Consider the following 25543-nt stretch of genomic DNA (forward strand, 5'->3'; position numbering starts at 1 on the left):
GCCCATGACCCTCCCCGACCACCACTTGACGCAGGGTGAGCGACGCATCAGGTCGTTCCACCCGCACTGGAAGCGGCTCGTGGTGCCTTTCATCGCGCTCGTGCTGATCGTCGCCGCCTCGGGCGTGGCGCTCTTCCTCATTCCCGGCAGCTTCGAGTACGCCAACTACGCCAGGATCGCCGTCGGCGTCGTCGCCGTGCTGCTGCTGACGGTCTGGTCGTTCGTGCCGTACCTGCAGTGGAAGAACACCGGCTACGTGCTCACCACCCACCGCTTCACGATCAGCATGGGCGTGCTCAACAAGTCGACGGACGAGATCCCGATGGCCAAGGTCAACACGGTCAGCTCCGACCAGACCTTCTTCGAGCGCATCCTCGGCTGCGGCACGCTCACCGTCGAGTCGGCGGGTGACCGGGGGCAGATCGCCCTGCGCGACATCCCCCACATCCAGGACGTCAGGACCGACCTGTTCCGCCTCCTGGAGGACGCCTCCGACGGAGATATCGACGGCCATTGAACAGGCCCACCGCTGAGGAGATCGACCGGCTGCTGGTCGGCATGCCCGCCCGTCACACCAAGGCGGAGGTGTCGGCCGAGGCCGGCGTGTCGCCGGCGCTGGCGGAGCGCATCTGGCGGGCGCTGGGCTTCGCCTCGCTCGCCGACGACGCGGTGGCCTTCTCCGACGGCGACGTCGACGCGCTGCGTCGGGTGAGCGGGATGCTCGGCAACGGCCTGCTCGACGAGCCGACCGTCATCCGGATGGCCCGCGCGCTCGGCCAGACCACGGCCAGGCTGGCCCAGTGGCAGGCCGAGATCATGATCGGCGCGATGCTGCCGCCCGGCGAGCGGCCGTCCGACGACGACCTCGGCCGGGTGCTCGACACGGCCCGGCTACTGCTGCCCGACTTCGAGCAGGTGCTGATCCACGTCTGGCGGGCGCAGCTGGCCGCCGCGGGCACCCGGCTGCTGTCCGTCGCCGACCTCGACGAGGAGAACATCCCCGCCCGCGTGTCGATCGCCGTGGGCTTCGCCGACCTCGTCTCCTTCACCCGGCGCGCCCGCGAGCTCGATGAGCGGGAGCTGGCCGCGCTGGTCGAGGGGTTCGAGACGCGGGCCTCCGACGTGGTGGCCGCGCATGGCGGCCGGCTGGTCAAGACGCTCGGCGACGAGGTTCTGTTCACCGCCCACACCCCGGCCGACGCGGCGGCGATCGCGCTCGACCTGGTGGAGCCGGGCGACCTGCGCATCGGCCTGGCCTACGGGCCGGTCCTGCCCATGATGGGCGACGTCTTCGGCACGACGGTAAATCTTGCCGCCCGGCTCACCGCCATCGCCCGGCCGGGCACCATCGTCGTGGACGCCGAATTGGCCGAGGGTCTCGACGGCGACACGGGCTTCGAGCTCCGCAGGATCCGGCGCAGGCCGGCGCGGGGGATCGGGATGGTGCAGCCCTACGCCTTGCGGAGATCATCCCCTTGACACAAGATGGCTGCCATGCCGTACGAAGTGCAGGGAGTCATCGCCCGAGGTAAGGGCCAGGAAGTATCGGTCGAGACGGTGCTCGTGCCCGACCCCGGACCGGGGGAGGCGGTGGTGACCGTCAAGGCCTGTGGGGTGTGCCATACCGACCTGCACTATCGGGAGGGCGGCATCAACGACGACTTCCCGTTCCTGCTCGGGCACGAGGCCGCGGGCGTGGTCGAGGCGGTGGGCGAGGGCGTCACCGGGGTCGCGCCCGGCGATTTCGTGATCCTCAACTGGCGGGCCGTGTGCGGCCAGTGCCGGGCCTGCCTGCGCGGGCGCCCGTGGTACTGCTTCAACACCCACAACGCCACCCAGAAGATGACGCTGGCCGACGGCACCGAGCTCTCGCCCGCGCTGGGCATCGGCGCGTTCCTGGGCAAGACGCTGGTCGCCGCGGGGCAGTGCACCAAGGTCTCCGCCGACGCGCCCGCCGAGGTGGCCGGGCTGCTCGGCTGCGGGGTCATGGCCGGGCTCGGGGCCGCGCTCAACACGGGCAACGTCTCCAGGGGCGACACGGTCGCCGTCATCGGCTGCGGCGGCGTGGGCGACGCCGCGGTCCTGGGCGCGTCGCTGGCCGGCGCCGCGAAGATCATCGCGGTCGACGTGGACGACAACAAGCTCGAATGGGCCCGCGGCTTCGGCGCCACCGACACGGTCAACTCGCGGGCGAACGACCCGGTTGAGGCGATCCGCGACCTCACCGGCGGCTTCGGCGCCGACGTGGTCATCGAGGCCGTCGGCCGGCCCGAGACGTACAAGCAGGCGTTCTACGCCCGCGACCTGGCCGGCACCGTCGTGCTCGTCGGCGTGCCGACGCCCGAGATGGCGCTGGAGCTGCCGCTGCTGGATGTGTTCGGGCGCGGCGGCTCGCTCAAGTCCTCGTGGTACGGCGACTGCCTGCCCTCGCGCGACTTCCCCATGCTGATCGACCTGTTCCTGCAGGGGCGGCTCCCGCTCGACAAGTTCGTGACGGAGACCATCGCGCTGGACGAGGTCGAGGAGGCCTTCGCCAAGATGCACCGCGGCGAGGTGCTGCGCTCGGTGGTGGTCCTCTAGATGATCGACAGGGTCATCACCTCGGGGACGTTCTCGCTCGACGGCGGCACGTGGGACGTCGACAACAACGTCTGGCTGGTCGGCGACGCCCGCGAGGTGGTCGTCATCGACGCGGCGCACGACGCGCGCGCCATCGCCGACCGCGTCGGTGAGCGGACGGTCAAGGCCGTCGTCTGCACGCACGCGCACAACGACCACATCAACGCCGCTCAGGAGCTCGCCGAGCTGACCGGGGCACCGATCCGGCTGCACCCCGCCGACCAGGTCCTCTGGGACCAGGTGTACGGCCAGGAGGTGCCGTACGAGCCCCTGGCCGACGGCGAGAAGGTCGAGGTCGGCGGGATCGCGCTGGAGGTGCTCCACACCCCCGGCCACGCGCCGGGCGCGGTCTGCCTGTACGCCCCCGACCTCGGCGTCCTGTTCAGCGGCGACACGCTGTTCAAGGGCGGGCCCGGCGCGACCGGCCGGTCCTACTCGTCGTTCGACACCATCGTCGACTCGATCGCCCGGCGGCTGCTGGGGTTGCCCGGCGAGACGGTCGTGCACACCGGCCACGGTGACTCGACGTCGATCGGAGCCGAGGCGCCGCACCTGGAGGAGTGGATCGCCCGGGGTCACTGATCTGTGTCGTACCTAACATAGGCAAGCCTTACCGAAGTGGGTTACCTTAGGTGTGCCTAACCTTTGGTGTCCCCTTCGACGTGAGAGGCTTTTCCCCGCATGTACGTGTGTGTCTGTCGTGCCGTGACCGAGAACGAGGTGCACGACTGCATTGCCGCGGGCGCGAGGAGTGCCAAGCAGATCCGCGACACCACGGGCGCCGGGGGCGACTGTGCGACTTGTGTCAGGAAGATATGTGCGATCCTGAAGCGGTCTGAGGAACTCACAACCGCATAGCACGAGGAGCCCGTTCATGCAGGGCGACATCCAGATCATCGAGCTGCTCAACGAGCAGCTCACCGCGGAGTTGACCGCGATCAACCAGTACTTCCTGCACGCCAAAATGCAGGAGAACTGGGGCTACACCAAACTCGCCGAGCACACCCGAGCCGAATCCATCGATGAGATGCGCCACGCCGAGCGCCTCACCGATCGCATCCTTTTCCTTGAGGGCCTGCCCAACTACCAGCGCCTAGGCACCCTGCACATCGGCCAGACGGTCGAGGAGCAGCTGCGGGCCGACCTGGAGGTGGAGCTGTCGGTCGTGTCCCGGCTACGGCCGGGCATCCAGCTCATGCGGGAGAAGGGCGACGCGACCTCCGCGCGGATCTTCGAGGACATCCTCGCGGACGAGGAGCTCCACATCGACTACCTGGAGACCGAGCTGTCCCTGATCAGGGCGCTGGGCGAGCAGCTCTACCTCGCCCGCTACGCCGAGCCGCCCTCCTCGGATGAGTGAATCTCCATCGAGCCCGTCCCACGCGCCCGCCGGTACTCCCGGCGGGCGCGCGCGTTTTCGCGACACGCCGGGCGCTACAGAAGGTTTTGCGATTCTGCAAGATCGGGAATCGCCTTTGTCTTCGACGAGTGCGGTAATTTAAGCGGGACTAACTGACATTTATCTGTGTTTGCCCAGGTCAATGGATAGGTCAACGACGAGTCAAACCGCGCGCTGTGACCGGGAAACGATCGCCTAAGGTCCTACGATCGCTTTATGACCTGCGTACTTCTCGCCGAGGATGACACCTCGATTTCCGAGCCGCTCGCGCGTGCGCTGCGCCGAGAGGGCTATCAGGTTGAGGTGAGCCCCGACGGCCCGCAGGCCCTGGAAAGGGCCCTGTCGGGTGGGATCGACCTCATCGTTCTCGACCTCGGCCTGCCAGAAATGGACGGGCTGGAGGTCGCGCGCCGGATCCGCGCCGAAGGGCACGGCACCCCGGTCCTGATACTCACCGCCCGCGTCGACGAGGTCGACACCGTCGTCGGCCTCGACGCCGGCGCCGACGACTACGTCACCAAGCCGTTCCGGCTCGCCGAGCTGCTCGCCAGAGTGCGTGCGCTGCTGCGCCGGGGCACCTCGGAGACGCCGGTGGTGCAGGGCGTCCGCATCGACGCCGACTCCCGCCGAGCCTGGATGGGAGAGAAGGAGCTGCATCTTACGACCAAGGAATTCGACCTGCTGCGCGTGCTCGTCCGCGACGCCGGCAAGGTCGTCACCCGTGAGCAGATCATGCGGGAGGTGTGGGACACCAACTGGTGGGGGTCCACCAAGACCCTGGACATGCACATTTCCTGGCTGCGCCGCAAGCTGGGCGACGACGCGGCCAAGCCTCGCTACATCACCACCGTCCGAGGAGTCGGCTTCCGCTTCGAACGCGAGTAGGAGATGCGCCGACGCCTGCTCACATCCACCCTGCTCGTCGCGGTCATCGCGGTCCTGCTGCTGGGGGTCCCCCTGGGCATCGTGGTCAGCCGTCTGATCGTCGACGAGGCGGCCCAGGAGCTCAGGGCGGAGGCGACGCGCCTGGTGGGGGAGGTCGAGTACGCCCGCATCCAGGACACACCTCTCGATCCTCAGCAACTCAAACAGAAGTACCCCGACCGCTACATCCAGATCTACGAGCGCGCCACCCAGCCCAAGGCGACCATCGTCGGCACCCCACCGCCGCCCGGCCACGAGATGACCGCGGACGCCCAGTCCGAGAACGGGATCTATGTCCGGGTGAGCCGCGACCGGGACCAGGTGGAGCAGGATGTTCGAGCACGCCTGCTCCTGATCGTGGCCCTGGCCGTCGCGGCTCTGGCGGTGGCGGTGGGCCTCGCCATCGTGCAGTCACGCCGTTTGACGCTGCCCTTGCAGGACCTGGCGAAGATCGCCGACCGGCTCGGGTCCGGGGACGCCCGGCCCAGCAAACATCGCTACGGCATACCCGAGCTCGACCGGGTGGCTCAGGTGCTCGACCGCAGCGCCACCCGCATCTCCGACCTGCTCACCAGAGAACGCGAGTTCGCCACCGACGCCTCCCACCAGCTCCGCACCCCATTGACCGGCCTCACCATGCGCCTGGAGGAGATCGTCGCCGCCAGCGAGGAGCCGGAGGTGGTCCGTGAGGAGGGGGAGGCGGCCATCGTGCAGGCCGAGCGGCTCACCGCCGTGATCGACGAGCTGCTGGCCGCCGCCCGCCGCCAGCGGCACGCCCAGGCCAAGCCCGTCGGCATCGACGAGGTCCTGGTCCAGCAGGTCACCGAGTGGGAGCCGGTCTTCCGCGGCGAGGGCCGCTCGCTGCTGCTCGAAGGCTCACGCGGGCTCAGGGCGCTGGCCACCACCGGTGGATTCGGCCAGGTCATCGCCTCACTGCTGGAGAACTCCCTGCGCCACGGCGGCGGCACCGTCACCGTCACCACGACCAGTGGCGACAACTACGTGGTGACCGAGGTCTCCGACGAGGGCCCCGGCATCGCCGACGACATCGCTCCCAAGGTCTTCGAACGCAACGTCAGCGGGGCCGGGGGCACCGGCCTGGGGCTGACCCTGGCCCGCGCGCTGGCCGCCGCCGACGGGGGTCGTCTGGAGCTCGTACGGCGCCGTCCGGCGACGTTCGCCATCTTCCTGCGCCACGCAGAGGAGAACGACAGGACCCGCGTGGTCAGCGGTCCTGCTTGACCCCGGGCAGCTCCGTGGGGATGGGCTCGGTGGCCTCCAGGAACACCCACTTCTTGTACGACCAGTAGCGGAACAGCGTGCCGAGGCCGACGCCGACGAAGTTGGCGATGTTGAGGCTGAGCAGGTCGTGCAGGTGCAGGGTGTACTTGGTGAACCCGATGGTCAGCAGCCCGAACAGCAGGGCGATGCCGTTGAGCAGGAAGAACAGGAAGTATTCGCGGCCCAGGCCGCTCTGCTCGCGATGCCGGAAGGTCCAGAAGCGGTTGCCCAGGTAGGCGAACGTCGCCGAGATGACCGTGGCCGCCACCTTGGAGGTCAGCGGACCCATGCCGAGCGCCAGGAACACGTTGTACAGGCCGGTGTCGACCACGAACGCGATGGCACCGATGGTCCCGAACTTCGTCAGCTCATGCAGGAGAGACGAGAACCGCTGGTAGAGCCCCTTGGCGAAGTTCACGTCTGCTACTCGGCCCTTCCCGGTCGTGGCGCAAATCAGGTCATGACCACTTCAGCGTACCGGCCGTCAGGCTGGTGGTGGGCCACGGCGGATGACATCCCACCCCTATCAACACGCTTACAAATATCGCCTTATGCCCGACAATTACGAATCTGGAGCGTTACGCTGCGGTGGCAGATCGCCGGTACGTACCGGCGATGGGCTCAGACGGACCGCCGTCGCAGACGGCCACGACCCTCGGGGTTCACCTGTGCCGCTTCGACTGCTCGTCCTGCTCGCCGGCCTGACCGTCATGGCGGCCGGTTGCGGCACCACAGGCGTCGCCACGGTGGCGCCCCCCGAGGATCCGACCTCCGCTCCGGCGGCCGCCCACAGCGTCGACACGGCGACGGCCGAACAGGCGTTCCAGCTGCTCGGCCAGCTCGACCAGGCATGGAAGCGGCGGGACTGCGCCGCCGTCGCCGAGCTGACCACGTGGGTGGAGAGGACGCTGGGCGGTCGTGCCTGTGAGGCGACCCGGAACGGCCGCCCGGCTCTCTACAGCGAGCCCAGCTTCTTCCTGCCCGGCGAGGGCGACTGGTTCGCCGCCCTGGCGAGCAAGCCGTCGCCGGCGTACTTCGTGTTCCTGCGCGAGGGCGGACGCTGGCGGCTCGGCGCGGGACCCATCCCCGCGCGCGGCGCGGCGCCGGAGACGCCGACCACCATCACCCCCGACGCGGGGTTGATCAGCCAGGCCCGCGTGGTGGCGCAGCGTCACCTCACCTACCTCACCGACCCGGCCGGGGTGGCGGGCGTGCGCTTCCCGGCCGGGGATCCCGTACGCGGCCTGCGGGACGAGCTGGCCGCGCTTCCCGGGCGGGTACGGCCGGACCGGCTCGACATCGACGTCGAGCTGCCCGAACAGCCCACGATGGCGCTCCCCCTGTCGGCCGACACCATGCTCGCCTTCGACGCGCTGCGCGTCGTCTACCGGCAGCGCCCGAAGGCGGGCGCGTCGGCCCTGGCCCACCCGCTGAAGAAGGACGCCGAGATCGTCGTCCTGGCCAGCGTCATCAAGGCGGCGGAGGGCCTGACCACGGTCGGCGTGCGGCGCGGCCCCGCCTGAGCGGGTTGGGTAAGCTCAGCTGGCGTGAGTGCAAACAGTCCAATCGGGCCGGTCGTCGGCATGGTCGGCGCCGGCCAGCTGGCCAGGATGACGCAGCAGTCCGCCATCGCGCTGGGCGTCGAACTGCGGGTGCTGGCCAACACCTCTGACGAGAGCGCCGCCAGGGTCATCGTCGACACGCGACTCGGCGACTACCGCGAGCTGGCCGACCTGCGCGAGTTCGCCACGGGCTGTCACGCGATCACGTTCGACCACGAGCACGTGCCGACCGAGCACATCAGGGCGCTGGCCGCCGAGGGCTACGCGGTGCGGCCCGGGGCCGACGCGCTGGTGCACGCCCAGGACAAGGCCGTGATGCGCGAGCGGCTGACCTCGTTCGGCGCGCCCTGTCCGGCCTGGGCCCGCGTGTCGGGCCTCGAAGATGTCTCGGCCTTCGCCGCCGAGCACGGGTGGCCGGTCGTGCTGAAGGCGATCAGGGGCGGCTACGACGGGCGCGGGGTGTGGGTCTGCCGGACTCCCGCCGAGGTCGCGGAGGCCCTGAGCAGTGGTGTGCCGATGATGGTCGAGGCGTTCGTGCCGTTCGAGCGGGAGCTGGCCGTACTCGTCGCCCGCTCGCCCCACGGACAGGGCGTCAGCTACCCGGTCGTGGAGACCGTGCAGCAGGACGGGATCTGCGTCGAGGTGCTCGCGCCCGCCCCCGGCCTGGACCCGGAGGAGGCCGCCGAGGCCCAGCGGATCGCGCTGCAGATCGCGCACGAGCTGGGCGTGACCGGGCTGCTGGCCGTGGAGATGTTCCAGACGGCCGACGGGCTGCTGGTCAACGAGCTGGCCATGCGGCCGCACAACAGCGGCCACTGGACGATCGACGGCTCCCGCACTTCGCAGTTCGAGCAGCACCTGCGGGCCGTCCTCGACCTGCCGCTCGGCTCGCCGTCGATGAGCGCGCCCGTCGTCGTCATGGCCAACCTGCTCGGTGGCGACGACCCCGACCTGTTCAAGCGGTACGAGCACGTGATGGCTCACGACCCCGGCATCAAACTGCACTTCTACGGCAAAGAGGTCCGTCCCGGTCGCAAGATCGGCCATGTGACCGCTGTGGGCGACGATCTCGAGACCGTACGCGCTCGTGCCAGGCACGCCGCCGTCTACCTGACCACGGGGGAGTACACGTGAGATCTCTGCGGGTGTCGTCATGATCGGCATTGTGATGGGCAGTGACTCCGACTGGCCGGTGATGAAAGCCGCGGCCGAGGCGGTGGCGGAGTTCGGCGTACCGTTCGAGGCCGACGTGGTCTCCGCGCACCGGATGCCGACGGAGATGATCGAGTACGGCCGTCAGGCCGCGGCGCGCGGCGTCAAGGTGATCATCGCCGGCGCGGGGGGCGCGGCCCACCTGCCGGGGATGCTGGCCTCGGTGACGCCGCTGCCGGTGATCGGGGTGCCGGTGCCCCTGAAGTACCTGGACGGGATGGACTCGCTGCTGTCGATCGTCCAGATGCCGGCCGGGGTGCCGGTGGCCACTGTGGCGGTGGGCGGGGCGCGTAACGCGGGGCTGCTGGCCGTACGCATCTTGGGGGTGTCGGACCCTGAGCTGCGGGAACGCATGGAGGAGTTCCAGGGCGAGCTGAAGGAACAGGCCCATGCCAAGGGCGAACGCCTGCGCGCCGAAGCGGCTCGGCTGGGCGGTTAGCACCTCGCCGGCCGGCCGTTGGGCGGCTGCCTTTCGGCCGGCAAGCGTGGACTTGGTGCTTTATGGCGCTTTGGGGTTCTTGGGGTGCTTTAGGGGCGGCCCAGGGCGCGGTAGTGCCAGCCCGCCGAGCGCCAGGTTTCGGTGTTCAGGGCGTTGCGGCCGTCGACGATGCGGCGGGCCGCGACCACCTGGCCGAGCTCCTCCGGGTCCAGGTCGACGAATTCCGGCCACTCCGTGAGCAGGAGCACCACGTGTGCCCCTCGGACGGCCTCCAGGGCCGATTCGCCGTAGTGCAGCTCGGGGTGTGCCTTTCGGGCGTTGTCCAGGGCGATCGGGTCGTACACGGTCACCTGGCCGCCCTGCTGGCCGATCGTCACGGCCACGTCGAGCGCGGGGGAGTCGCGGATGTCGTCGGAGTTCGGCTTGAAGGCGGCACCGAGCACGCCGACCGTACAGCCGTGGAAGGAACCGCCCGCCAGCTCACGCGCCAGGTCCACCATGCGGGCGCGGCGGCGCAGGTTGATCGCGTCGACCTCGCGCAGGAACGTCAGCGCCTGGTCCGCGCCCAGCTCGCCCGCCCGCGCCATGAACGCGCGGATGTCCTTGGGCAGGCAGCCGCCGCCGAACCCGAGCCCGGCGTTGAGGTATCGGCCGCCGATGCGGTCGTCGTACGACAGTGCCTCCGACAGCTTTGTGACGTCGGCGTGGGCGGCCTCGCAGACCTCGGCCATCGCGTTGATGAAGGAGATCTTGGTGGCGAGGAACGCGTTGGCGGCCGTCTTGACCAGCTCGGACGTCGCGAAGTCGGTGACCACCATCGGGATCTCCCCGAGCGGCTGGTAGACGTCGCGCAGCACCTTCTCCGCCCGCTCGGAACGCACGCCGATCACGATGCGGTCGGGCTTGAGCGTGTCCTCCACGGCATAGCCCTCACGCAGGAACTCGGGGTTCCAGGCGAGCTCGACCTCGGCACCGGCCGGGGCGAGCCGGGCCAGCTTGTCGGCGAGCCGCTCCGCGGTGCCCACCGGCACCGTCGACTTGCCCACCACCAGGCACTCACGGTTGAGGTGCGGGGCCAGCGACTCGATGGCGCTGTCCATGTAGGAGACGTCGGCGGCGTACTCGCCGCGCTTCTGCGGCGTGCCCACACAGACGAAGTGCACGTCGCCGAAGGCCGCCGCCTCCTCATAGGACGTGGTGAAGCGCAGGCGGCCGGAGTCGAGTCCACGGCGGAGAACGGGTTCGAGCCCCGGTTCGTGGATCGGGAGCTCACCGCTGTTGAGCCGGCGAACCTTGTCGGCGTCTATATCGAGGCCCAGGACGTCGAATCCTAGATCCGCCATGCAGGACGCATGCGTGATGCCCAGGTATCCGGTCCCGATCACCGTGAGGCGATATGGCACGAGAGAGCTCCTTTCGAGTGCCAGGCATGTTACCGGCCCGCGCTACCTCGTTCTGTGCCACCTGGGCATTTCCGCAAACTGTACCGCCTAGTAACAAGATGGTCGGACGTCCTAGTATTTCGCCATGGACTTCCCTTTGTACGCGCCCGCCGAAGAGCACGACATGCTCCGGGAGACGATTCGAGCCCTCGCCGACGAGAAGATCGCCCCGCGCGCCGCGGAGACGGACGAGACCGAGGAGTTCCCTTGGGACGTCTACAAGGCGCTTGTGACGGCTGACCTGCACGCCGTTCACGTCCCGGAAGAATACGGGGGCGCCGGGGCGGACGCGCTGGCCACGGTGATCGTGATCGAGGAGGTGGCCCGCGCCTGCGCGTCGTCCTCGCTCATCCCGGCGGTGAACAAACTCGGCACGGTGCCCCTGCTGCTGTCGGCCTCGGCCGACCTCAAGGCCCGCTACCTGGCGCCGGTGGCCCGTGGGGACGCGATGTTCTCGTACGCGCTCTCTGAGGGGGAGGCCGGCTCGGACGCCGCGGCCATGCGCACCCGGGCGGTGCTGGACGGCGACCACTATGTGCTCAACGGCACAAAAATGTGGATCACGAACGCGGGCGTCTCGGAGTACTACACGCTGATGGCGGTCACGGACCCGACGGCCGGCCCTCGCGGCATTTCCGCTTTTATCGTGGAAAAATCCGACGAAGGCGTCTCTTTCGGGCCAAAGGAGAAGAAGCTGGGGATCAAGGGCTCACCCACCCGCCAGGTGATCCTGGAGAACGTCCGCATCCCCGCCTCCCGCATGATCGGCGACCCGGGCACCGGCTTCAAGACCGCCCTGGCGACCCTCGACCACACCCGCATCACCATCGCCGCCCAGGCCCTGGGAATCGCCCAGGGAGCACTCGACTACGCCATCGGGTACATCAAGGAACGCAAGCAGTTCGGCCGGCCGATCGCGGACTTCCAGGGACTGCAGTTCATGGTCGCGGACATGGCGATGAAACTGGAGGCGGCTCGGCAGCTGACGTACCACGCGGCGGCCAAGTCCGAACTGGCCATGCACGGCCAGCCACAGAAGGACCTCACGTTCCTGTCGAGCGCCGCGAAGTGCGCGGCATCGGACGCGGCAATGGAGATCACCACTGATGCGGTGCAGTTGCTGGGCGGGTACGGGTACACACGGGACTTCCCGGTGGAACGGATGATGCGCGACGCCAAGATCACCCAGATCTACGAGGGCACCAACCAGATCCAGCGCATGGTGATGGCCCGGCAACTCCTCAAATAGCCCTACAAGCATCGTCTTCGCCGGGGCTCAGGCCGTGACATTGGGGGGCGCGGCCCCCCAAACCCCCAGCCAAAAAGCCGCTTCGCCGTATCCTCAGCCAGACGAAACCCGGAGACTGCGGCCACCCGAGGACTGCGAGTTGGTCGGCAAGCCGCTCAACCTCAAAGATGACCGTCGGAGGAAGCCCTGCGATGACATGCTCGGCGTCGGGGTTGTCCGCCCAGGTCCAGGCGTCACTCACCAGCGGCCTATCGGCGCGCGGATGTCGTGATCTCCTGGATTTCAATGACCTTCTGCCGGAGGACGAGCCCGTGCCGTCGTGGTGACGGACAGTGCCACGGGTGCCGCGTGTCGCTTACCTCGCCTCGCCGCTCATGATGCGCATCCATAGGTCTTGGGCGCGACGGTCGATCATGCGTTCGCTCTCCATGATCGAGGTGGGGTAGGTGGACCAGTCGCAGCGCCGTATGTAGGTGTGTCCGCCCGCGGCGCACAGTTCGTAGACGACTGGTGCGCAGTCGCAGGTGTAGGCGCGTACGCGAGTGACTGTGCTGCTCGGATACCACGGATACCAGTCCACGAGGGTGACGTCCGCTCGGGGAGCTGCTGGGTGGAGGCCTGGGAGGTCTCGAGGTCGGTCACGCGCTCTCCGTATCTCTTGGTCTCTTGTCACTGTCGTGAGGGGATCGTCACGCTGCCCGCGATGGCTCGCGCCGCATGATCGGGGACGGCGTTGGTGACTGACTGGTGCCGCTCGGGCTGCCCCCGCGACACCCCCCGGGGCGCACACGGCGGGAAGCTCCACCCGGAGGAGCTCTCGACCACCAGTTACCGACGCCATACCGCCAGAGTATGGCAGCCTGTAAGTGCCTGTCTATTCCATTAAGCTCCATGGAGCTTCATGATCCGCTTGGGAGGGCCGTGAAGCTCCCCTCTAGCCTTGTAATGTGGCCAGATATGTCGAGCACACCCGTATGTGGGAGTTTGATGAGGATCGTTCCCGCTGGGAGCAGATCCTCGAAGTTCTCCAGGCGCGGATCGACTCAGGGGAGTGGGGGCCCAAGTTCAAGATCTCCGAGGTCAAGCTGATGGAGGAGTTTGGCGTTGCCCGCCCTACCATCCGCAAGGCCATGGAACGCCTCAGAAACGCAGGCAGGGTCTACACCGTCCCCAACCTCGGCAGCTTCGTCACCGCTGAGCACGCGGACGAGTAATCGCCGGCCCATAGCGGCGTGGTAGACGAGGCGCGAACCTGTCCGTCGAGGGCTACGAGGGCACCAACCAGATCCAGCGCATGGTGATCGCCCGGCAGTTGTTGAAGTAAGCGTTGACGTGCGGAGACCCGCTGCTTCTTGTGGGGCGGGCCGGGTTCGCCGGAACACTGGCTGATCTTCAATCTCAGCCTGATCCGTGATCTTTACAAGGTGGCCGAGGGGTGTCAGCATCACGCGGCATGGATGTCGATGAGTTCTGGGACCTGATCGAGCGTTCCGGACGTGAGACCGACACGAGGAAAACGCGTGTCGCGTGGTTGGAAGACGAGCTCTCTCGCCGCCCGGTCGAAGAGATCATCGACTATGACAGTTGGTGGACGATCACACACAACCGCGGCTGCACCATCGATCTTTATGCAACGTACTGGTTCGTGTTCGGCATGGGTTCGCTCGACGGCTTCGAGTACTTCGTGAGCTGGCTCATCAGCTTGGGGCGTAAGACGTTCGACACCATCACTGACTGCCCTGATCGGCTGATCGAGCAGCCCCAGGTGCTGCACCTGTTGGAGCTGGAGAAGTCATATGGCAGCTCAACCAAGCGCCAGCGCCAAGATCCGGAGCAGATGAGGGAAGAGCGACCTGAGTTCGAGCAGCTGGCCCACGTGGCGTATCACGCCTACGAACAGGTGACCGGAAAGGATCCGGACGGGCTCGGCGAAGCTGTGAGTGCACGCGGCGTTTCAAGCGGTTTCCCGTTGATTCCGGCGCTCGGCGGCATCCCCCACGGAGAGCAGTGGGACTTCGACGACGAGCAGGAATTGGCTCGCAGGCTGCCGAGGATAGCCCGCTACCGGGACCAGTGACGATCTCGCAGCCGCAGGTGTAGGCGCGTACAGCTGCGGCTCCACTGCGTGGCGGGGGCGCCGATGAGTGGGTGCCGATTGGTGCGCACCCGCGACACCACAAGCCGGGGTGCACACGACGAGAGGCTCCACCCGCTGGAGCTCCCGACCGCCACTCGCCGACGCCATACCGCCAGCGTCGGTCCCCGGAGCCATGCCATCGCTAGGCCTGCCTGTTCTATGCATCAGGTCCAGGGATATCTAAGGTCGTCCTGTGATCGAATGGGACCCGCGGCTCTACAAGTGGGAGCAGATAGCCAACGTCGTGGCGGAGCGCATCGAGGACGGGACCTACCCGACCCTGACGCTCATCTCCGAGGTGAAGCTACAAGAAGAGTTCGACGTCGCCCGCGTCACTGTCCGCAAGGCGATGGAGGCCCTCAGGAAACGAGGGCTCATCACCACCAAGCCGGGCAAGGGATCCATCGTGGACCCGCACTAGCTAGGTCCAGTCGCCGATCAAGATGTGATTTCGACGAGATCTGTCGCTGCGAAGATCCCTACGTGATGAGGCGACGAATGGCCGTGGTGGTTCTCCTGGTGACCGCATCCACGGTCACTGCAGGGCCGGCCGTACGGGCCAAAGCCGTGATGGATCCAGCCGGCGCTATTCAGCGCCAGCTCGTCCCGGGTCATGGGGTGAAGATCGTCCAGCGTACCCGGGCGAACTGGTACGGCAGTTGGTCCGCCTTCAAGCCTGTGCGCGGCGTCGTGGGGTTCGGCAAGGGCAAGATCGTGGCCACAGACCTGACGAACTTCAACCTGGGACGCGACGGTACCCGTAACGTCTGCATCGGAAAGCGCGGCTACCAGTTGTACGCCAAGCCCGACCCTGACCGGCCGCTGCCGCCGGGCAAGAGCTGGGTCACGTACGAGTGGCCATGCCAGCTTGTTCTGAAGTCCGGCCACCATGTCAGCCTCAGCGACCCTGCCACGCTAAGAGCGGTGTTGGCCACCACCGCGCGCAAGCGGGCCACCGGGGTCTACGACGGTGTGCGCACCACCCTCTACGAGGGCACCATCACCTTCGCGCAACTCCACAAGGTGAACCCGGGCATGCGCATCGGCTTCCGCAGCAAGCCCACGGGCAAGTACGCCAGCTGGAAGGTGTCCTGGCGGTTGTGGATCGGCCGTGACCAGCTCGTCCGCAGGGCATGGAGTGCGTGGCACGACCCGAACGACAGCCTCGACAAGTCCGCCGGAGAAAAGCCGTACTACGCCTTCGAGGAGGATCTCCGGTTATCGGACTGGGGGATGAAGGCGGAGATCCAGCCCCCGCCCGCGGATGAGACGGTGGCGTCGGAGGAATTGGACGACTGACCAACCGGTGCGGGAAGTTGTTCCGTCAGGGGCCCGTACCCGGTCGACGCGACTGGAGCGGCTCGCCAGAGACCTCGAAGTTCCGTCTCGAACGCAGGATCCTCTGTAGCGGCCTGCGCCAACTCCTGGCGAAGGGCCCCGACCCTGGCGTCACTTTCCGGATCGGCTTCGGCATCGGTGAGCGCGGACTGCACGGAACCGCGACCTTCGAATTTGCGCCGCACCAACCCGACCAGCGCCTCGAACGCCGCCTTGCGACCCTCGGCAAGTCCTTCGGCTGCCTTGGTCGCCAAGGTTGCCGCGGTCACGGCTGCCATTTGCTGGTCTGTCGCCATAACTCCCGTCTTGGGTACTTGTGATGCAATTCTGCTTGCATGCTAAGGGAATCCCAGGTAGCTATAGATGTAGACCCACGATGAGAACGTTTGCCTGTCGCACATCGATTACGCTACTCTCGCTACGAGTAATGCGGTCACGATCTCTCAGGGGAAATGTCATGGCCGAAAAATGGGAAGCGGATTCAGCCGCATCTTTCCTTCGACGCATAGGAAAGTCATCCCACGAGCTCGGGCAGACGTCCGGCAATTCGAGCTGCCCAGATATCTGGGAGCTTGACAATGGTGACATCGCGGTCATCGGGTCGGACCTTACGGAGTCGTACAACGGTCGCCTCCCTCATGGAGTGAGCGTCGACCCCGGCGAACGACTGGTTATCATCCCACGGAAGACGATCCTGGCGGCGAAAGCGGACATTCCCGATGATTAATCTGCTCGACGGCGCCGTCGGCGAGCGAATGGAGCTGGACGCCTACTACGCTGACTTTGAGCAGAACTTCTGGGTGATCGCCGACCTGGGCTTTTGGAAACTAGAGCGGCGGCAATGCTTCAAAGAGCCCGGATATGATAGTTGGGAAGCGTTCGCAAAAGGCGACTGGGAAGAATCACTGCGCATTCTCGAAGCCGGACGTGCCGATATGGCTGACTATCACCGCCGTATCGAGGAATACGGTTTCGTTGCCTGCCGTGTCCGGGTCGTCGAAGAACCGATCACCCCGTACCTGCAATGGGAGCTGCACGCGCTAAGGGTCCGCGATCAATGCGGAGGCAGCGTGCGAGTTGTGACTCCGGACCAGGTCGCGGACTTCGAGAATGACGCCCCGCTCCCAGAGATATACACCCTTGGTGACGCCGTGATGTACGAGGCTATTTACGACAACGATGGAGTGCTGGAGTCGGTACGCCGATTCGTCGACCGCGACCTCATCGTGCGCTGCCAGCGGTTTATCCAAGACCTGTACGAGGTGGGTCAGCCCTTGGAGTCGTTCTTCGCCAGCCACGTCGCGGCGCTCCCAGCACCCCGTCAACCGTAGCTGTCGCAGAGTCTGACCAGGGATACCGTGATGCCAGATAAGGAGTTCGACAGCCAGGATGATGTGGCACGCCATGTCAACCGGCTGGAGGCGTCCGGCTCGGCGATATTGTCCAGGCCCGGGACGTACATGGCGGGGTGCACTTCCACCAGACCGCGCCTTCCTTCGCGGTGACGCCCTCGCAGCTTCCCGGGGATGTACGAGGGTTCGTCAATCGACATGCCGATCTGGAAACGCTCAGCAGGGGGATAACCGAAAACCAGGAGGACCCGCTCGCTCCGGCCGTCACTGTCATCACCGGCACCGCCGGAGTGGGCAAGACATCCTTGGCGCTGCATTGGGCGCATAGCGTCCGCGCCCACTTTCCCGATGGCCAGTTGTATGTGAACCTGCGCGGCTACGACCCTGGCCAGCCCGCAATACCGGAACAGGTCCTCGACCGATTCCTCCGTGACCTGGGCGTTCCCGCGACATCGATACCGGTTCATCTGGAGGACCGAGCTTCGCTCTACCGGTCACTGCTGGCCACCCGCAGGATGCTGGTGATCCTGGACAACGCCGCGACCGCCGGTCAGGTTCGGCCGTTGCTGCCGGGCGCGGCCACGTGCTTGGTCGTGGTGACCAGCCGGAGCCGGCTGTCTGGCCTGGTCGCCCGCGATGGTGCCTTCCGCCTCAGCCTGGACATTCTGCCGGAAGAAGACGCCGTCGCTTTACTGTCGACCCTGATCGCTCGATACCGAAAGCTCGACCAACGCCACGAGTTGGTCGAGTTGGCCAGGCTTTGCGCCCGACTCCCGCTCGCGCTACGTATCGCCGCCGAACGTGCGGCGAGCCGGCCGATGATGCGGCTCGTCGAGCTGATCGCCGATCTGCGAGACGAGTCAGCCCTGTGGGACGCTCTCACCGCCGAGGGCGACGACGATGCCGACGCGGTCCGAACCGTGTTCGCCTGGTCCTACCGGGCGCTGCCGGAACCGGCGGCTCGGCTGTTCCGTCTCCTCGGCCTGCATCCAGGAAGCGAGTTCGGGCTACCAGCAGCCGCAGCAATTGCCGGAATCAGCGCCCTGCAAGCCCGTCAGCAACTCGAGGTTCTAGTCGGTGCGCACCTGTTGGAACAGCCGGCGCCGGGGCGGTACGAGTTCCACGATTTGCTGCGCGCCTATGCTGTCGACCAGGTCCGCCATCTCGAATCGCCTGAGACTCGGGCCGAGTCATCGCAACGTGTTCTCGGCTGGTACCTGCACACCGCCGACGCCGCGCAGACGCGCATCGCTCCATTCGACCGGTACAAGCTGAGAGAGCCGGTCCCGACCGACGTGGCACCGCTCGCTTTCGACAGCTACGACACCGCAATGCGGTGGTATCAGATCGAAAGGGCGAACCTCGTCGCGGCGACCCAGACCGCCGCCGAGGCGAACTTGCACAAGAGCGCGTGGCAGCTTGCTGCCGTCCTCGGCGCCATCTTCATGCACCAGAACGCCTTCGACGACTGGCTCACCACCAGCAGCATCGGAGTCGATTCCGCTGAGCGAGACGGCGATCGCAGTGGCCAGGCCAATGCGCTGGAAAGCCTTGGTAGGGCGTACTTCCAATCTCGTCGGCTCGAGGAAGCGGAGACCAACCATTTGGCGGCGCTGGCCATCCGCCGAAGCATAGGCGACCGGTTCGGTGAAGCGGTGTCTCTCAACACGCTTGGCTTGCTCGGGCTGCGCCGCCGGCAACTGGACGATGCCCGATCGTTCTTTGAGCAGGCTGGTGAGATCTTCTCCAGCCTCGGCGAACGCCGCTGGGAAGCGCTGATGCGGAGCAACCTCGCCGAGGCTCTTTGCGAGATACAACAACCACAGGCAGCGATCGACATCCTGGTCGAGGTGCTTTCCGTGTTCCGTGACCTCGCGGACCGAGCCAGCGAGGGCAATGCGCTGTACCACCTGAGCTGGGCGCAGCGAGAACTCGGCGACATCGCAAACGCCCGCGATTCCATCGATCAGGCGCTCCGCATCGCGGAAGATGAAGACAACCAGGTGTGGCGGGCTCACTGGTTGGTCGAGTTGGGGAATGTGCAGCGCGCCGCCGGACAGCCCGAGGCGGCGCTGGTGGCCTATCAGCAGGCCGCCTCAATCCAGCGGCGACTCGGCGACCGCAGCCGGGAAGCCTTCGCGCTCGATGGTGCTGGGCAGGCCTATCAGCAAATGGGTCGTTTTGAAGAGGCCGCCGACTTCTATCGCACGGCCGCCAGCACCCACCAGCACCTGGACGACCGGTGGAACCTGGCCCAGACGCTGCACCGCCTTGCAGATGCGTTGGACCATATTGGTTCCGCGGAGGAGGCACAGACGCTCCGGGGACGGGCTCTCGACCTGCTCGCTAGTTTCACCGATCCCCGAGCGGCCGCGCTGCGTCAGCGCCTTAGCTAGGCATTGCGGGAGTCGAGTCCACAATCCAGATCGGGGCGTCTGCGCATTCGACCCGCAAACCCTCCGCTGGTTCCAAGCATGTGCGGAATACCCGCAAATCTCGGCCGCCCACTCGGGCCACCGGTGCATGATCACGACCTATGAACGCGTACATCCGCACCTGGTTGTGCACTTCTCGCGCTGACCGAGACCAGTCCACTACAGAGAACTCCGGCTCGATGAATCCGGCGGTGGATTTGCCGGCCTCATTCTGCGGCACCCCGGGAACACGCCGTACCACCTGATCCATGGCGCTGGCGAGCAGGTTGGCGAGCACAGGATGGATCCGCGGCCACAGCGACTGGGGCGTGACATCCTCATCGAGCGGGATACCGCCGCGCTGAGCCAGGATCGGACCACTGTCGAATCGCTCGTCCATTCGATGGATCGTTAGCCCGATCTCGGAATCGCCATTGCGGATGGCCCACAGCACCGGCGCCGGACCCCGGTACTTGGGCAACAGCGAGGTGTGAATATTGATCACGCCCAGCCGAGGCGTTTTAAGAACGGCAGCGGGAAGCTTCCAGTTGAAGCCATAGACCACCAGCAGGTCCAGGTTGTATCCGGCCAGTTCGTACGCCAGTCCCTCCGGATTACCTGGTAGCAGGAAATCCATCCCAGGCGGCAACGCAGTAACGATCTGACCGATCGCCGCAGCGGCATAAGCATCCGTGCTGCTGTTGGGCTTCATGGAACGGCAGTAGACATACGCAGCGGGAATGTGGCCAGCGTCGACGCATGCCGCGTGCAGGACAGCGAACTCTTCAACACCAAACGTTGCAAGCGCAACGCGCATTGGGTTCGGCACGTTCGCGATGGTACCGGACGGCGTCGTCTGCTCCCCCGCGGCATCGACGACCCGAAGGCCGTTCCACGATCACCGCGTATTGATCCGGCGGTCATTGAGCACAACTGTCAGGCGCGTTCGCATGCTGGGCATCCCGGTCCCGCTGTGATTGTCGACCGCAATGCACATAGGCGTTATGGGCTCAGGCGAAACTTCTCTTCCGGATATTCACTTATCGGCCAGGGCATGACCGGTTCGATGGTTTCCCGCTCGGCGTCGCTCATGTCGATGGGGGTAGCGGCGTGCCTGGGCCACGCCGAAAAGATCTCCAGGGGTGGGCGGGCGGAAATTCATCCGAAGCGGGCGAGGTCCTCGACATGTATGAGGATCCGCTCCGCGACGAACCACACGGTCACAGCCGCCGAGAAGGCCAGAGCTTGGGCCATGAGCAGCCTGCCGACGATCCCCGCTCTGGAGAACGAGCAGTAATAAGCGAAGAGCAGGGCGGCGATGGGAGGCAGGACGAGTGCCGCCTCCAGGAGGTTGACGTGCCACCCCTTGGCACAGGTGTTACCACCGCACACCCCGGCCCAGGCGATCTCGACGAGACCGAGGAACGCGATCACCAACATGACGATCGCACCGACGCTGGCCACGATGATCAGCACAAGGCGCTGCTGCGACGAGATCGGCAGTTGGTCGTTGGGAGCGCTGTGCGGTGTCAATCGTCGCCCTCCGATGAGCTCGTGATCGCTACTGTCCTCATCCTGACATCGATCATGCTCCTGCTTGAAACCCGACGCCCAGACTGCAGCGGCGATAAGCAGCGCGGCCGGGATCACCTCCACCACAACGAGCTTGGCGGCGGCAGCTCGGGCAGGCGAGCAGATGTCTTGGGGGAACGTGATTTGTGCGGATTCTGCCTACTGACTGGTGCAGTCACTGGATAGAGGGCGTTGGGGCTGACCGCGGAGCTATATACAGCAGCGGGATACGACGACGTCGCTAACATGATCACAGCCCTCCATCCGCGGATCGTGGTCGAGGCGATGATGCTGGGCTGCGTATCTGAACCCCTGATCGTCAAGCGAGGAGTGCGGTGAAGCGCTGGTTATGGCGCCTGACGGTCTCGGCCGTCGTGGCGCTCTCAGGAATGACCGGGCCGGTCGTGGCCGCCGAGGCGGTCCCGACCCCGGAGATCAACATCAGCGACGACGGGGAGATCGCGGTCTTCCTGTGTACGCCGTCTGCGGACGGATGCCACAAGCGGTACGCCACGGCGAAGCAGAGGCGGGACGTCGAGACGTTCCTGAATGGCAGGCCTGAGGTGACCGAGGTGCGCTTCGTGAGCCGGGCCACGGCGTACGCGAGCTTTCGCCAGGAGTTCGCCAGGCAGAAGAAGGTGCTGGCGAGTGTGCGTGCCAAAGACATGCCGGAGTCGTTCCGCGTGCGGGTCAGGGGAGCGGCCGACCGAACCCGGATCGTGCTCTTGGCGAACCGACGGCCAGGGGTGGGGCTCGCCGTCGACCAGGCAAAGAATCACGTCGATGCTCCGTTGGTGCCGGAAATATCCGTATTTCTATGTATGAAGGGCTCGGATTGGCCTGCCTGCGCGCATGGACGGGGCAAGGCGAACAAGTCGGCGGTCACGGTCAAAGAGAGGAAGGCGATCGTCGCCGTCATCGAGCGGGTCCCCGGGCTCGAATCGTACGTGTACGAAGACCAGAGGGCGGCCTACCGGAACTTCGTCAAGACGTACGCGGACAACAAGGCGCTCGTCGCGGCCACCAGGGTGTCGGACATGCCCGAGTCGTACCGGCTGTCGATGCGGCCCAAGGCCGACTTGGACTCGCCGAGCCGTCGGCTGGCGCGGATGCCGGGGGTGGCCCAGGCGTACGACTTGGGGTGCCTGTCCCGGAAGGCGCGACTGTGGTCGGAATATGGGCTCCAGAAACGCGGATCCCAGGGCTGCGGGTAAGAGCAATGGCACAAGTCCCCGGGCGGTGTCCACGGTGGCCTGCCGCCCGTCGCGGGCGCAATACACCCCCAACGGGGTGCCCGCCGCTACCTGCGGCTCGGTGGCTGCTCCCGTCAAGCACCACAGCCACTGTCGCTAACTAGCTGGCACGGCGGTAGACAGCGGCGGCGATTTGCCGGAATGAGCGGATGAGCGGGCTGGTGTCGGTGCTGTTCCAAGCGACCACCAAACGGCTGGGCGGCATGTCGAGCAGCGGAACCGCGACGAGACCCTCCGGAAGGGCGTGGGCGAGCGTGGTCAGCCCGACTGTGCCGTTCCACAGGACCGCCTGAAGACACTCGTGGACGGTTCGTACCACCGGACCGTCCTGGCCCAGGCCCATGGGGTGGCTCCAGAACGCCCGCCAGACGGGGTCGATACCTTCCGGTAGCTGGAACCAGCGGCGGTCGGCGAGGTCGTCCAGGCGCAGGCGGTCACGGCCGGCCAGTGGGTCGTCGGCGCGCAGGACCACTCCGACGGGGTCGGAGCGCAGGACATGGGTGGTGATGCCGGTTTCGTCGAACGGTGCCCGGGTGAGGGCCACATCGACGAGGCCGGAGCGCAGTCCGGTGGTCGGATCGGTGAAGTCGGCTTCGCGAATGCGGACGTTCAAGCCTGGATGGCGCTGCCGAAAGGCGGCGGCGAGTTGGGTGCCGGCCTGTTCGGCGCTGTCGGCCAGGGTTCCGATCGTCATGGTGGCCGTGCCTGCCGCGGCGGCGACCCTGATGCGGGCCTGATCTGCCTGCTCCAGCAGGGTGCGCGCCTCGTCGTAGAGTGCTGCTCCGGCCGGCGTGAGCGAGACTCCGGTGGGTGATCGGTGCAGCAGGACGGCGCCGAGGTCGGTCTCCAGCTGCTTGATGGCCCTGCTCAGTGGCGGCTGTGTCATGTGCAGGCGTACGGCGGCGCGGCCGAAGTGGAGCTCTTCGGCGACGGCCACGAAGTAGCGCAGCGTGCGTAGGTCCATCAGCGGCGACGATACCCGTACGGCATCGGGCGTGCGGAATCGGTGTTGGACGCCTCCGAGCGTCTCGCGATGGAGTGGTTAGACCGAAATCTGCCACTTCTGAGGAGTCCGTATGGCCGAGTTTGTGGTGGCCGACCCCGTTGTTCAGGTCACTGACGTACAGGAGCTCGCCCGCGATCTGGTGGTGATTCCGAACCGGCGGGTGCCGCTGGTGCCGAACATCGGTCTCATCGGCGGTACGCATTCGGTCCTTGTCGTAGATACCGGTATGGGTACGGCGAACGCCGAAACCGTGTTGAAGTTCGCGGCCGACTTCGCCAACGGGCGCAAGCTGTACCTGACCACGACGCATTTTCATCCCGAGCACGCGTTCGGCGCTCAGGTGTTCGCGGGGGAGGCGACGTTCCTGATCAACCGGGCGCAGGCCGAGGACCTGAAGGTGAAGGGGCCCGGCTATATCGAGATGTTCAAGGGGCTTGGGGAGTCGGTCGCGCGTCGGCTTGAGGGGGTCCGATTGGCGACTCCCGATGTCGTCTACGACCATGAGCATGACCTGGACCTCGGCGGTCGGGTGGTCGAGTTGCGGGCCACCGGCCGGGCTCACAGCAAAGGTGATCAGGTGATCACTGTCCCGGACGCGGGGGTGATGTTCACCGGCGATCTGGTGGAGGCCGGGCAGTTCGCCATTTTCCCCTGGTTCCCGCCGCATGACACCGATGTGTCGGGCACCCGCTGGCTGGCGGTGATGGATCGGCTGGCCGCCGAAAGCCCGCGGGTGGTGGTGCCCGGCCATGGCGATGTGGGCGGTCCTCAGCTCCTGGCCGACGTACGGGACTATCTTCAGTTGCTGCGTGACGAGACCTGGGTACGCCGCGACTCCGCCATGAGCGAGGAGACGATCGCCGCAGAGGTGGCGGCCCTGATGATCGCGCGGCATCCTGAGTGGGACGGCCAGGAGTGGATCGAGAAGGGGGTCGGCTGCCTGTGTTCGGAGCACACCGCCTAGGCGGCGCGCTTGGGCAGCAGCGCCTCGGCTAGCCGGCGCCACTGCGGCATGGCCGATTGGCCGGGTTCGATGCCGAGGACCTGGATGCCGATGTGATCGGCGCCGGCGTCCAGGTGGTGGTGCAGCTTGCCGACGACCGTGTCGAGGTCGCCCCAGTACACGAGGTCGTCGACGAGCCGGTCGCTGCCACGGCCGCCATCGATGTCGGCTTCGGTGTAGCCCAGGCGGAGGAACTTGGCGATGTTGTACTTCGTCGTGAAGTACACGTGCAGGTGCTCGCGCGCGATCGCCCGCGCCTTGTCCGGGTCGCTCTCCAGGAGCACCGCCTGCTCGACGCCGAGGAACGGGCTGCCGCCCAGCACCTCCCGCGCCTGTGCCGTGTGCCGCACCGTCACGTGGTAGGTATGAGCGCCTTCGGACCGATCACGGGCCATTTCCAGCATCTTTGGTCCGTACGCCGCCAGCAGGCGTCGCATCGGCGCCCGAGGCGCGGGATTGGCGCTCGTTGTGGCGTCCATTTCGTCCAGGTATTCGCTCATCGCCTGCAAGGGCTTGGTCCCGGGCCGCTCGCCTCCGAAACCGAGGCCGAGCAGGTGGCGATCCGGGTAGGCGTCGGCCAGGAGCAATGCCGCCCCCTGGGTCCACCGCGGCTCGCGGGACCAGATCCGCGCGATGCCGTTGATGACACTGATGCGTTCGGTGCACGACAGCAGGAATCCGGCGTGCGTCATCGCCTCACGTCCGTCCCGCTCCGGGATCCAGAACGCCGGCCAGCCGAGCTCTTCGAGCTCCTGGATGGACTCTCGCATCATGCTCGCGGGCTGGTCTTCGAAGTCGAACGTCCAGACCCCGAAGCGCCCCAGATCCATCCCATTGATCGCGCCCATGTCTTCTCCTGCCTATCCGACGGTACGGAACCGCCTCAACCATGACCAGGAACGCAGCGAAGTATCGCATATTGTCGATATGAGGCAAAACGTCGCAGCGCAGGGAGCATTGGGTGAGGTTGTTAGAGCGAGCGTCCGAGCACGTCGACGAGCCGGGCGATGCGCTCCTCGTCACGCCGGTAGTGCGTCCACTTCCCGACGCGGGTGGCGCGGACCAGCCCGGCACGCTGCAACGATGCCATGTAGGCGGAGACGGTCGACTGCGCGAGCCCGGTCTTGGCCTGGATGTGGCTCACGCACACACCGACCTCGTACGGGTCGGCGATCGCCTGCTCCATCGGGAAATGGTGCTCGGGATCGCGCAACCACTGGAGCACCTGGAGCCGTACGGGGTTGGCGAGCGCCTTGAACACGTCAACCAGCTGCGCGGAGGCGTCTTGTGAGGGTTCGGCGTGTGTCGTCATAGGTCGTCGAGCCGATTATAGGGTCAAAT

28 protein-coding genes are annotated in these 25543 nt (G+C 66.6%); 20 read left to right on the top strand and 8 right to left on the bottom strand.

All coding sequences use genetic code 11. The features are described 5' to 3' along the window. The first annotated feature begins 4 nt into the window (after positions 1 to 4). The 8 genes from AB0B64_RS24185 (at position 5) to AB0B64_RS24220 (ending at position 6184) form a co-directional block, all read left to right on the top strand. Complete coding sequence (locus AB0B64_RS24185) at positions 5 to 517, top strand: PH domain-containing protein (protein ID WP_358179728.1); 513 nt, start codon at positions 5 to 7, stop codon at positions 515 to 517. Between the two features lie 41 nt (positions 518 to 558). Further along, positions 559 to 1479, top strand: a complete 921-nt coding sequence (locus tag AB0B64_RS24190; protein ID WP_358180068.1) for an adenylate/guanylate cyclase domain-containing protein — start codon at positions 559 to 561, stop codon at positions 1477 to 1479. A gap of 15 nt (positions 1480 to 1494) precedes the next feature. Then, on the top strand, positions 1495 to 2580 hold the full coding sequence (locus AB0B64_RS24195; protein ID WP_358179731.1) for an S-(hydroxymethyl)mycothiol dehydrogenase: 1086 nt from the start codon (positions 1495 to 1497) through the stop codon (positions 2578 to 2580). Then, positions 2581 to 3201: an MBL fold metallo-hydrolase gene (locus AB0B64_RS24200; protein ID WP_358179734.1), complete on the top strand. Its 621-nt coding sequence runs from the start codon at positions 2581 to 2583 to the stop codon at positions 3199 to 3201. Between the two features lie 99 nt (positions 3202 to 3300). Then, complete coding sequence (locus AB0B64_RS24205; protein ID WP_214633455.1) at positions 3301 to 3477, top strand: (2Fe-2S)-binding protein; 177 nt, start codon at positions 3301 to 3303, stop codon at positions 3475 to 3477. A gap of 16 nt (positions 3478 to 3493) precedes the next feature. After that, positions 3494 to 3979, top strand: coding sequence for a bacterioferritin (gene bfr / locus AB0B64_RS24210; RefSeq protein WP_357948845.1), 486 nt, complete (start codon positions 3494 to 3496; stop codon positions 3977 to 3979). 255 nt (positions 3980 to 4234) lie between these two features. After that, positions 4235 to 4903, top strand: coding sequence for a response regulator transcription factor (locus AB0B64_RS24215; protein ID WP_043620820.1), 669 nt, complete (start codon positions 4235 to 4237; stop codon positions 4901 to 4903). A 3-nt stretch (positions 4904 to 4906) separates the two neighbouring features. Next, positions 4907 to 6184 (top strand): ATP-binding protein, encoded by a 1278-nt coding sequence (locus tag AB0B64_RS24220; protein WP_357948848.1) that lies wholly within the window; start codon positions 4907 to 4909, stop codon positions 6182 to 6184. Here AB0B64_RS24220 and AB0B64_RS24225 read toward each other — a convergent pair. Then, complete coding sequence (locus AB0B64_RS24225) at positions 6168 to 6641, bottom strand: GtrA family protein (protein ID WP_357948851.1); 474 nt, start codon at positions 6639 to 6641, stop codon at positions 6168 to 6170. The two genes, AB0B64_RS24220 and AB0B64_RS24225, sit on opposite strands and share 17 nt — an antisense overlap. A gap of 250 nt (positions 6642 to 6891) precedes the next feature. Here AB0B64_RS24225 and AB0B64_RS24230 point away from each other — a divergent pair, with 250 nt between their 5' ends. From AB0B64_RS24230 to purE, 3 genes are read left to right on the top strand one after another with little or no spacing between them, the layout of a single operon-like run. Then, positions 6892 to 7746: a hypothetical protein gene (locus tag AB0B64_RS24230; RefSeq protein ID WP_358179737.1), complete on the top strand. Its 855-nt coding sequence runs from the start codon at positions 6892 to 6894 to the stop codon at positions 7744 to 7746. Positions 7747 to 7770: 24 nt separating this feature from the next. Continuing rightward, positions 7771 to 8919 (top strand): 5-(carboxyamino)imidazole ribonucleotide synthase, encoded by a 1149-nt coding sequence (locus tag AB0B64_RS24235; RefSeq protein WP_358179739.1) that lies wholly within the window; start codon positions 7771 to 7773, stop codon positions 8917 to 8919. A gap of 19 nt (positions 8920 to 8938) precedes the next feature. Further along, a complete protein-coding gene (gene purE / locus AB0B64_RS24240) occupies positions 8939 to 9436 on the top strand; it encodes a 5-(carboxyamino)imidazole ribonucleotide mutase (protein WP_357948859.1) in 498 nt (165 codons plus the stop codon). A gap of 89 nt (positions 9437 to 9525) precedes the next feature. On the opposite strand, the gene AB0B64_RS24245 is transcribed toward purE, so the two are convergent. Then, positions 9526 to 10839 (bottom strand): UDP-glucose/GDP-mannose dehydrogenase family protein, encoded by a 1314-nt coding sequence (locus AB0B64_RS24245; protein WP_358179742.1) that lies wholly within the window; start codon positions 10837 to 10839, stop codon positions 9526 to 9528. A 124-nt stretch (positions 10840 to 10963) separates the two neighbouring features. Between AB0B64_RS24245 and AB0B64_RS24250 the strand changes: the two genes are divergently transcribed. Then, entirely contained in the window at positions 10964 to 12127 is a 1164-nt protein-coding gene (locus AB0B64_RS24250) for an acyl-CoA dehydrogenase family protein (RefSeq protein ID WP_358179744.1), read from the top strand. A gap of 355 nt (positions 12128 to 12482) precedes the next feature. Here the strand turns inward: AB0B64_RS24250 and AB0B64_RS24255 are convergent, their stop codons facing one another. Next, a complete protein-coding gene (locus AB0B64_RS24255) occupies positions 12483 to 12707 on the bottom strand; it encodes a hypothetical protein (protein ID WP_357948867.1) in 225 nt (74 codons plus the stop codon). A gap of 367 nt (positions 12708 to 13074) precedes the next feature. Here AB0B64_RS24255 and AB0B64_RS24260 point away from each other — a divergent pair, with 367 nt between their 5' ends. From AB0B64_RS24260 to AB0B64_RS24285, 6 genes are all read left to right on the top strand, one after another. Beyond that, the gene (locus AB0B64_RS24260) at positions 13075 to 13341 is read left to right on the top strand and encodes a winged helix-turn-helix domain-containing protein (protein ID WP_357948871.1); all 267 of its coding nucleotides are present in this window, start codon (positions 13075 to 13077) and stop codon (positions 13339 to 13341) included. A gap of 239 nt (positions 13342 to 13580) precedes the next feature. Next, positions 13581 to 14204 (top strand): DUF4240 domain-containing protein, encoded by a 624-nt coding sequence (locus tag AB0B64_RS24265; RefSeq protein WP_357948874.1) that lies wholly within the window; start codon positions 13581 to 13583, stop codon positions 14202 to 14204. A gap of 253 nt (positions 14205 to 14457) precedes the next feature. Beyond that, a complete protein-coding gene (locus AB0B64_RS24270) occupies positions 14458 to 14685 on the top strand; it encodes a winged helix-turn-helix domain-containing protein (protein WP_357948877.1) in 228 nt (75 codons plus the stop codon). Positions 14686 to 14762: 77 nt separating this feature from the next. After that, the gene (locus AB0B64_RS24275) at positions 14763 to 15563 is read left to right on the top strand and encodes a hypothetical protein (protein ID WP_358179746.1); all 801 of its coding nucleotides are present in this window, start codon (positions 14763 to 14765) and stop codon (positions 15561 to 15563) included. Positions 15564 to 16321: 758 nt separating this feature from the next. After that, positions 16322 to 16933, top strand: coding sequence for a DUF6879 family protein (locus AB0B64_RS24280; protein WP_358179749.1), 612 nt, complete (start codon positions 16322 to 16324; stop codon positions 16931 to 16933). 137 nt (positions 16934 to 17070) lie between these two features. After that, positions 17071 to 19350, top strand: coding sequence for a tetratricopeptide repeat protein (locus tag AB0B64_RS24285; protein WP_358179752.1), 2280 nt, complete (start codon positions 17071 to 17073; stop codon positions 19348 to 19350). Here AB0B64_RS24285 and AB0B64_RS24290 read toward each other — a convergent pair. After that, positions 19343 to 20197 (bottom strand): formyltransferase family protein, encoded by an 855-nt coding sequence (locus AB0B64_RS24290; protein WP_358179755.1) that lies wholly within the window; start codon positions 20195 to 20197, stop codon positions 19343 to 19345. The two genes, AB0B64_RS24285 and AB0B64_RS24290, sit on opposite strands and share 8 nt — an antisense overlap. A gap of 329 nt (positions 20198 to 20526) precedes the next feature. Then, positions 20527 to 21024 (bottom strand): hypothetical protein, encoded by a 498-nt coding sequence (locus tag AB0B64_RS24295; protein WP_358179758.1) that lies wholly within the window; start codon positions 21022 to 21024, stop codon positions 20527 to 20529. A gap of 251 nt (positions 21025 to 21275) precedes the next feature. Between AB0B64_RS24295 and AB0B64_RS24300 the strand changes: the two genes are divergently transcribed. Then, positions 21276 to 22154 carry a permease-like cell division protein FtsX gene (locus AB0B64_RS24300; RefSeq protein WP_358179761.1) on the top strand — a complete coding sequence of 293 codons (879 nt, stop codon included), beginning with the start codon at positions 21276 to 21278 and terminating at the stop codon, positions 22152 to 22154. A 139-nt stretch (positions 22155 to 22293) separates the two neighbouring features. Here AB0B64_RS24300 and AB0B64_RS24305 read toward each other — a convergent pair whose 3' ends face one another. Continuing rightward, positions 22294 to 23157, bottom strand: coding sequence for a LysR family transcriptional regulator (locus tag AB0B64_RS24305; protein WP_358179764.1), 864 nt, complete (start codon positions 23155 to 23157; stop codon positions 22294 to 22296). 112 nt (positions 23158 to 23269) lie between these two features. On the opposite strand from AB0B64_RS24305, the gene AB0B64_RS24310 reads away from it, so the two are divergent. Next, positions 23270 to 24163: an MBL fold metallo-hydrolase gene (locus tag AB0B64_RS24310; protein WP_358179767.1), complete on the top strand. Its 894-nt coding sequence runs from the start codon at positions 23270 to 23272 to the stop codon at positions 24161 to 24163. On the opposite strand, the gene AB0B64_RS24315 is transcribed toward AB0B64_RS24310, so the two are convergent. Together AB0B64_RS24315 and AB0B64_RS24320 are read right to left on the bottom strand one after the other, a co-directional pair. Then, a complete protein-coding gene (locus AB0B64_RS24315) occupies positions 24160 to 25050 on the bottom strand; it encodes a TIGR03620 family F420-dependent LLM class oxidoreductase (RefSeq protein ID WP_358179771.1) in 891 nt (296 codons plus the stop codon). The two genes, AB0B64_RS24310 and AB0B64_RS24315, sit on opposite strands and share 4 nt — an antisense overlap. 122 nt (positions 25051 to 25172) lie before the next feature. Next, positions 25173 to 25514 (bottom strand): metalloregulator ArsR/SmtB family transcription factor, encoded by a 342-nt coding sequence (locus tag AB0B64_RS24320; RefSeq protein WP_357948904.1) that lies wholly within the window; start codon positions 25512 to 25514, stop codon positions 25173 to 25175. Positions 25515 to 25543 lie beyond the last annotated feature (29 nt).

Source organism: Nonomuraea sp. NPDC049129, assembly GCF_040648495.1.
Lineage (GTDB): Bacteria > Actinomycetota > Actinomycetes > Streptosporangiales > Streptosporangiaceae > Nonomuraea.

Excerpts from the sequence above, each read along its gene's own strand:
- AB0B64_RS24185 (WP_358179728.1), top strand. The coding sequence starts at position 5 with ATGACCCTCCCCGACCACCACTTGACGCAGGGTGAGCGACGCATCAGG.
- AB0B64_RS24190 (WP_358180068.1), top strand. The coding sequence starts at position 559 with ATGCCCGCCCGTCACACCAAGGCGGAGGTGTCGGCCGAGGCCGGCGTG.
- AB0B64_RS24195 (WP_358179731.1), top strand. The coding sequence starts at position 1,495 with ATGCCGTACGAAGTGCAGGGAGTCATCGCCCGAGGTAAGGGCCAGGAA.
- AB0B64_RS24200 (WP_358179734.1), top strand. The coding sequence starts at position 2,581 with ATGATCGACAGGGTCATCACCTCGGGGACGTTCTCGCTCGACGGCGGC.
- AB0B64_RS24205 (WP_214633455.1), top strand. The coding sequence starts at position 3,301 with ATGTACGTGTGTGTCTGTCGTGCCGTGACCGAGAACGAGGTGCACGAC.
- bfr (WP_357948845.1), top strand. The coding sequence starts at position 3,494 with ATGCAGGGCGACATCCAGATCATCGAGCTGCTCAACGAGCAGCTCACC.
- AB0B64_RS24215 (WP_043620820.1), top strand. The coding sequence starts at position 4,235 with ATGACCTGCGTACTTCTCGCCGAGGATGACACCTCGATTTCCGAGCCG.
- AB0B64_RS24220 (WP_357948848.1), top strand. The coding sequence starts at position 4,907 with ATGCGCCGACGCCTGCTCACATCCACCCTGCTCGTCGCGGTCATCGCG.
- purE (WP_357948859.1), top strand. The coding sequence starts at position 8,939 with ATGATCGGCATTGTGATGGGCAGTGACTCCGACTGGCCGGTGATGAAA.
- AB0B64_RS24250 (WP_358179744.1), top strand. The coding sequence starts at position 10,964 with ATGGACTTCCCTTTGTACGCGCCCGCCGAAGAGCACGACATGCTCCGG.
- AB0B64_RS24265 (WP_357948874.1), top strand. The coding sequence starts at position 13,581 with ATGGATGTCGATGAGTTCTGGGACCTGATCGAGCGTTCCGGACGTGAG.
- AB0B64_RS24275 (WP_358179746.1), top strand. The coding sequence starts at position 14,763 with ATGGCCGTGGTGGTTCTCCTGGTGACCGCATCCACGGTCACTGCAGGG.
- AB0B64_RS24280 (WP_358179749.1), top strand. The coding sequence starts at position 16,322 with ATGATTAATCTGCTCGACGGCGCCGTCGGCGAGCGAATGGAGCTGGAC.
- AB0B64_RS24305 (WP_358179764.1), bottom strand. The coding sequence starts at position 23,157 with ATGGACCTACGCACGCTGCGCTACTTCGTGGCCGTCGCCGAAGAGCTC.
- AB0B64_RS24310 (WP_358179767.1), top strand. The coding sequence starts at position 23,270 with ATGGCCGAGTTTGTGGTGGCCGACCCCGTTGTTCAGGTCACTGACGTA.
- AB0B64_RS24315 (WP_358179771.1), bottom strand. The coding sequence starts at position 25,050 with ATGGGCGCGATCAATGGGATGGATCTGGGGCGCTTCGGGGTCTGGACG.
- AB0B64_RS24320 (WP_357948904.1), bottom strand. The coding sequence starts at position 25,514 with ATGACGACACACGCCGAACCCTCACAAGACGCCTCCGCGCAGCTGGTT.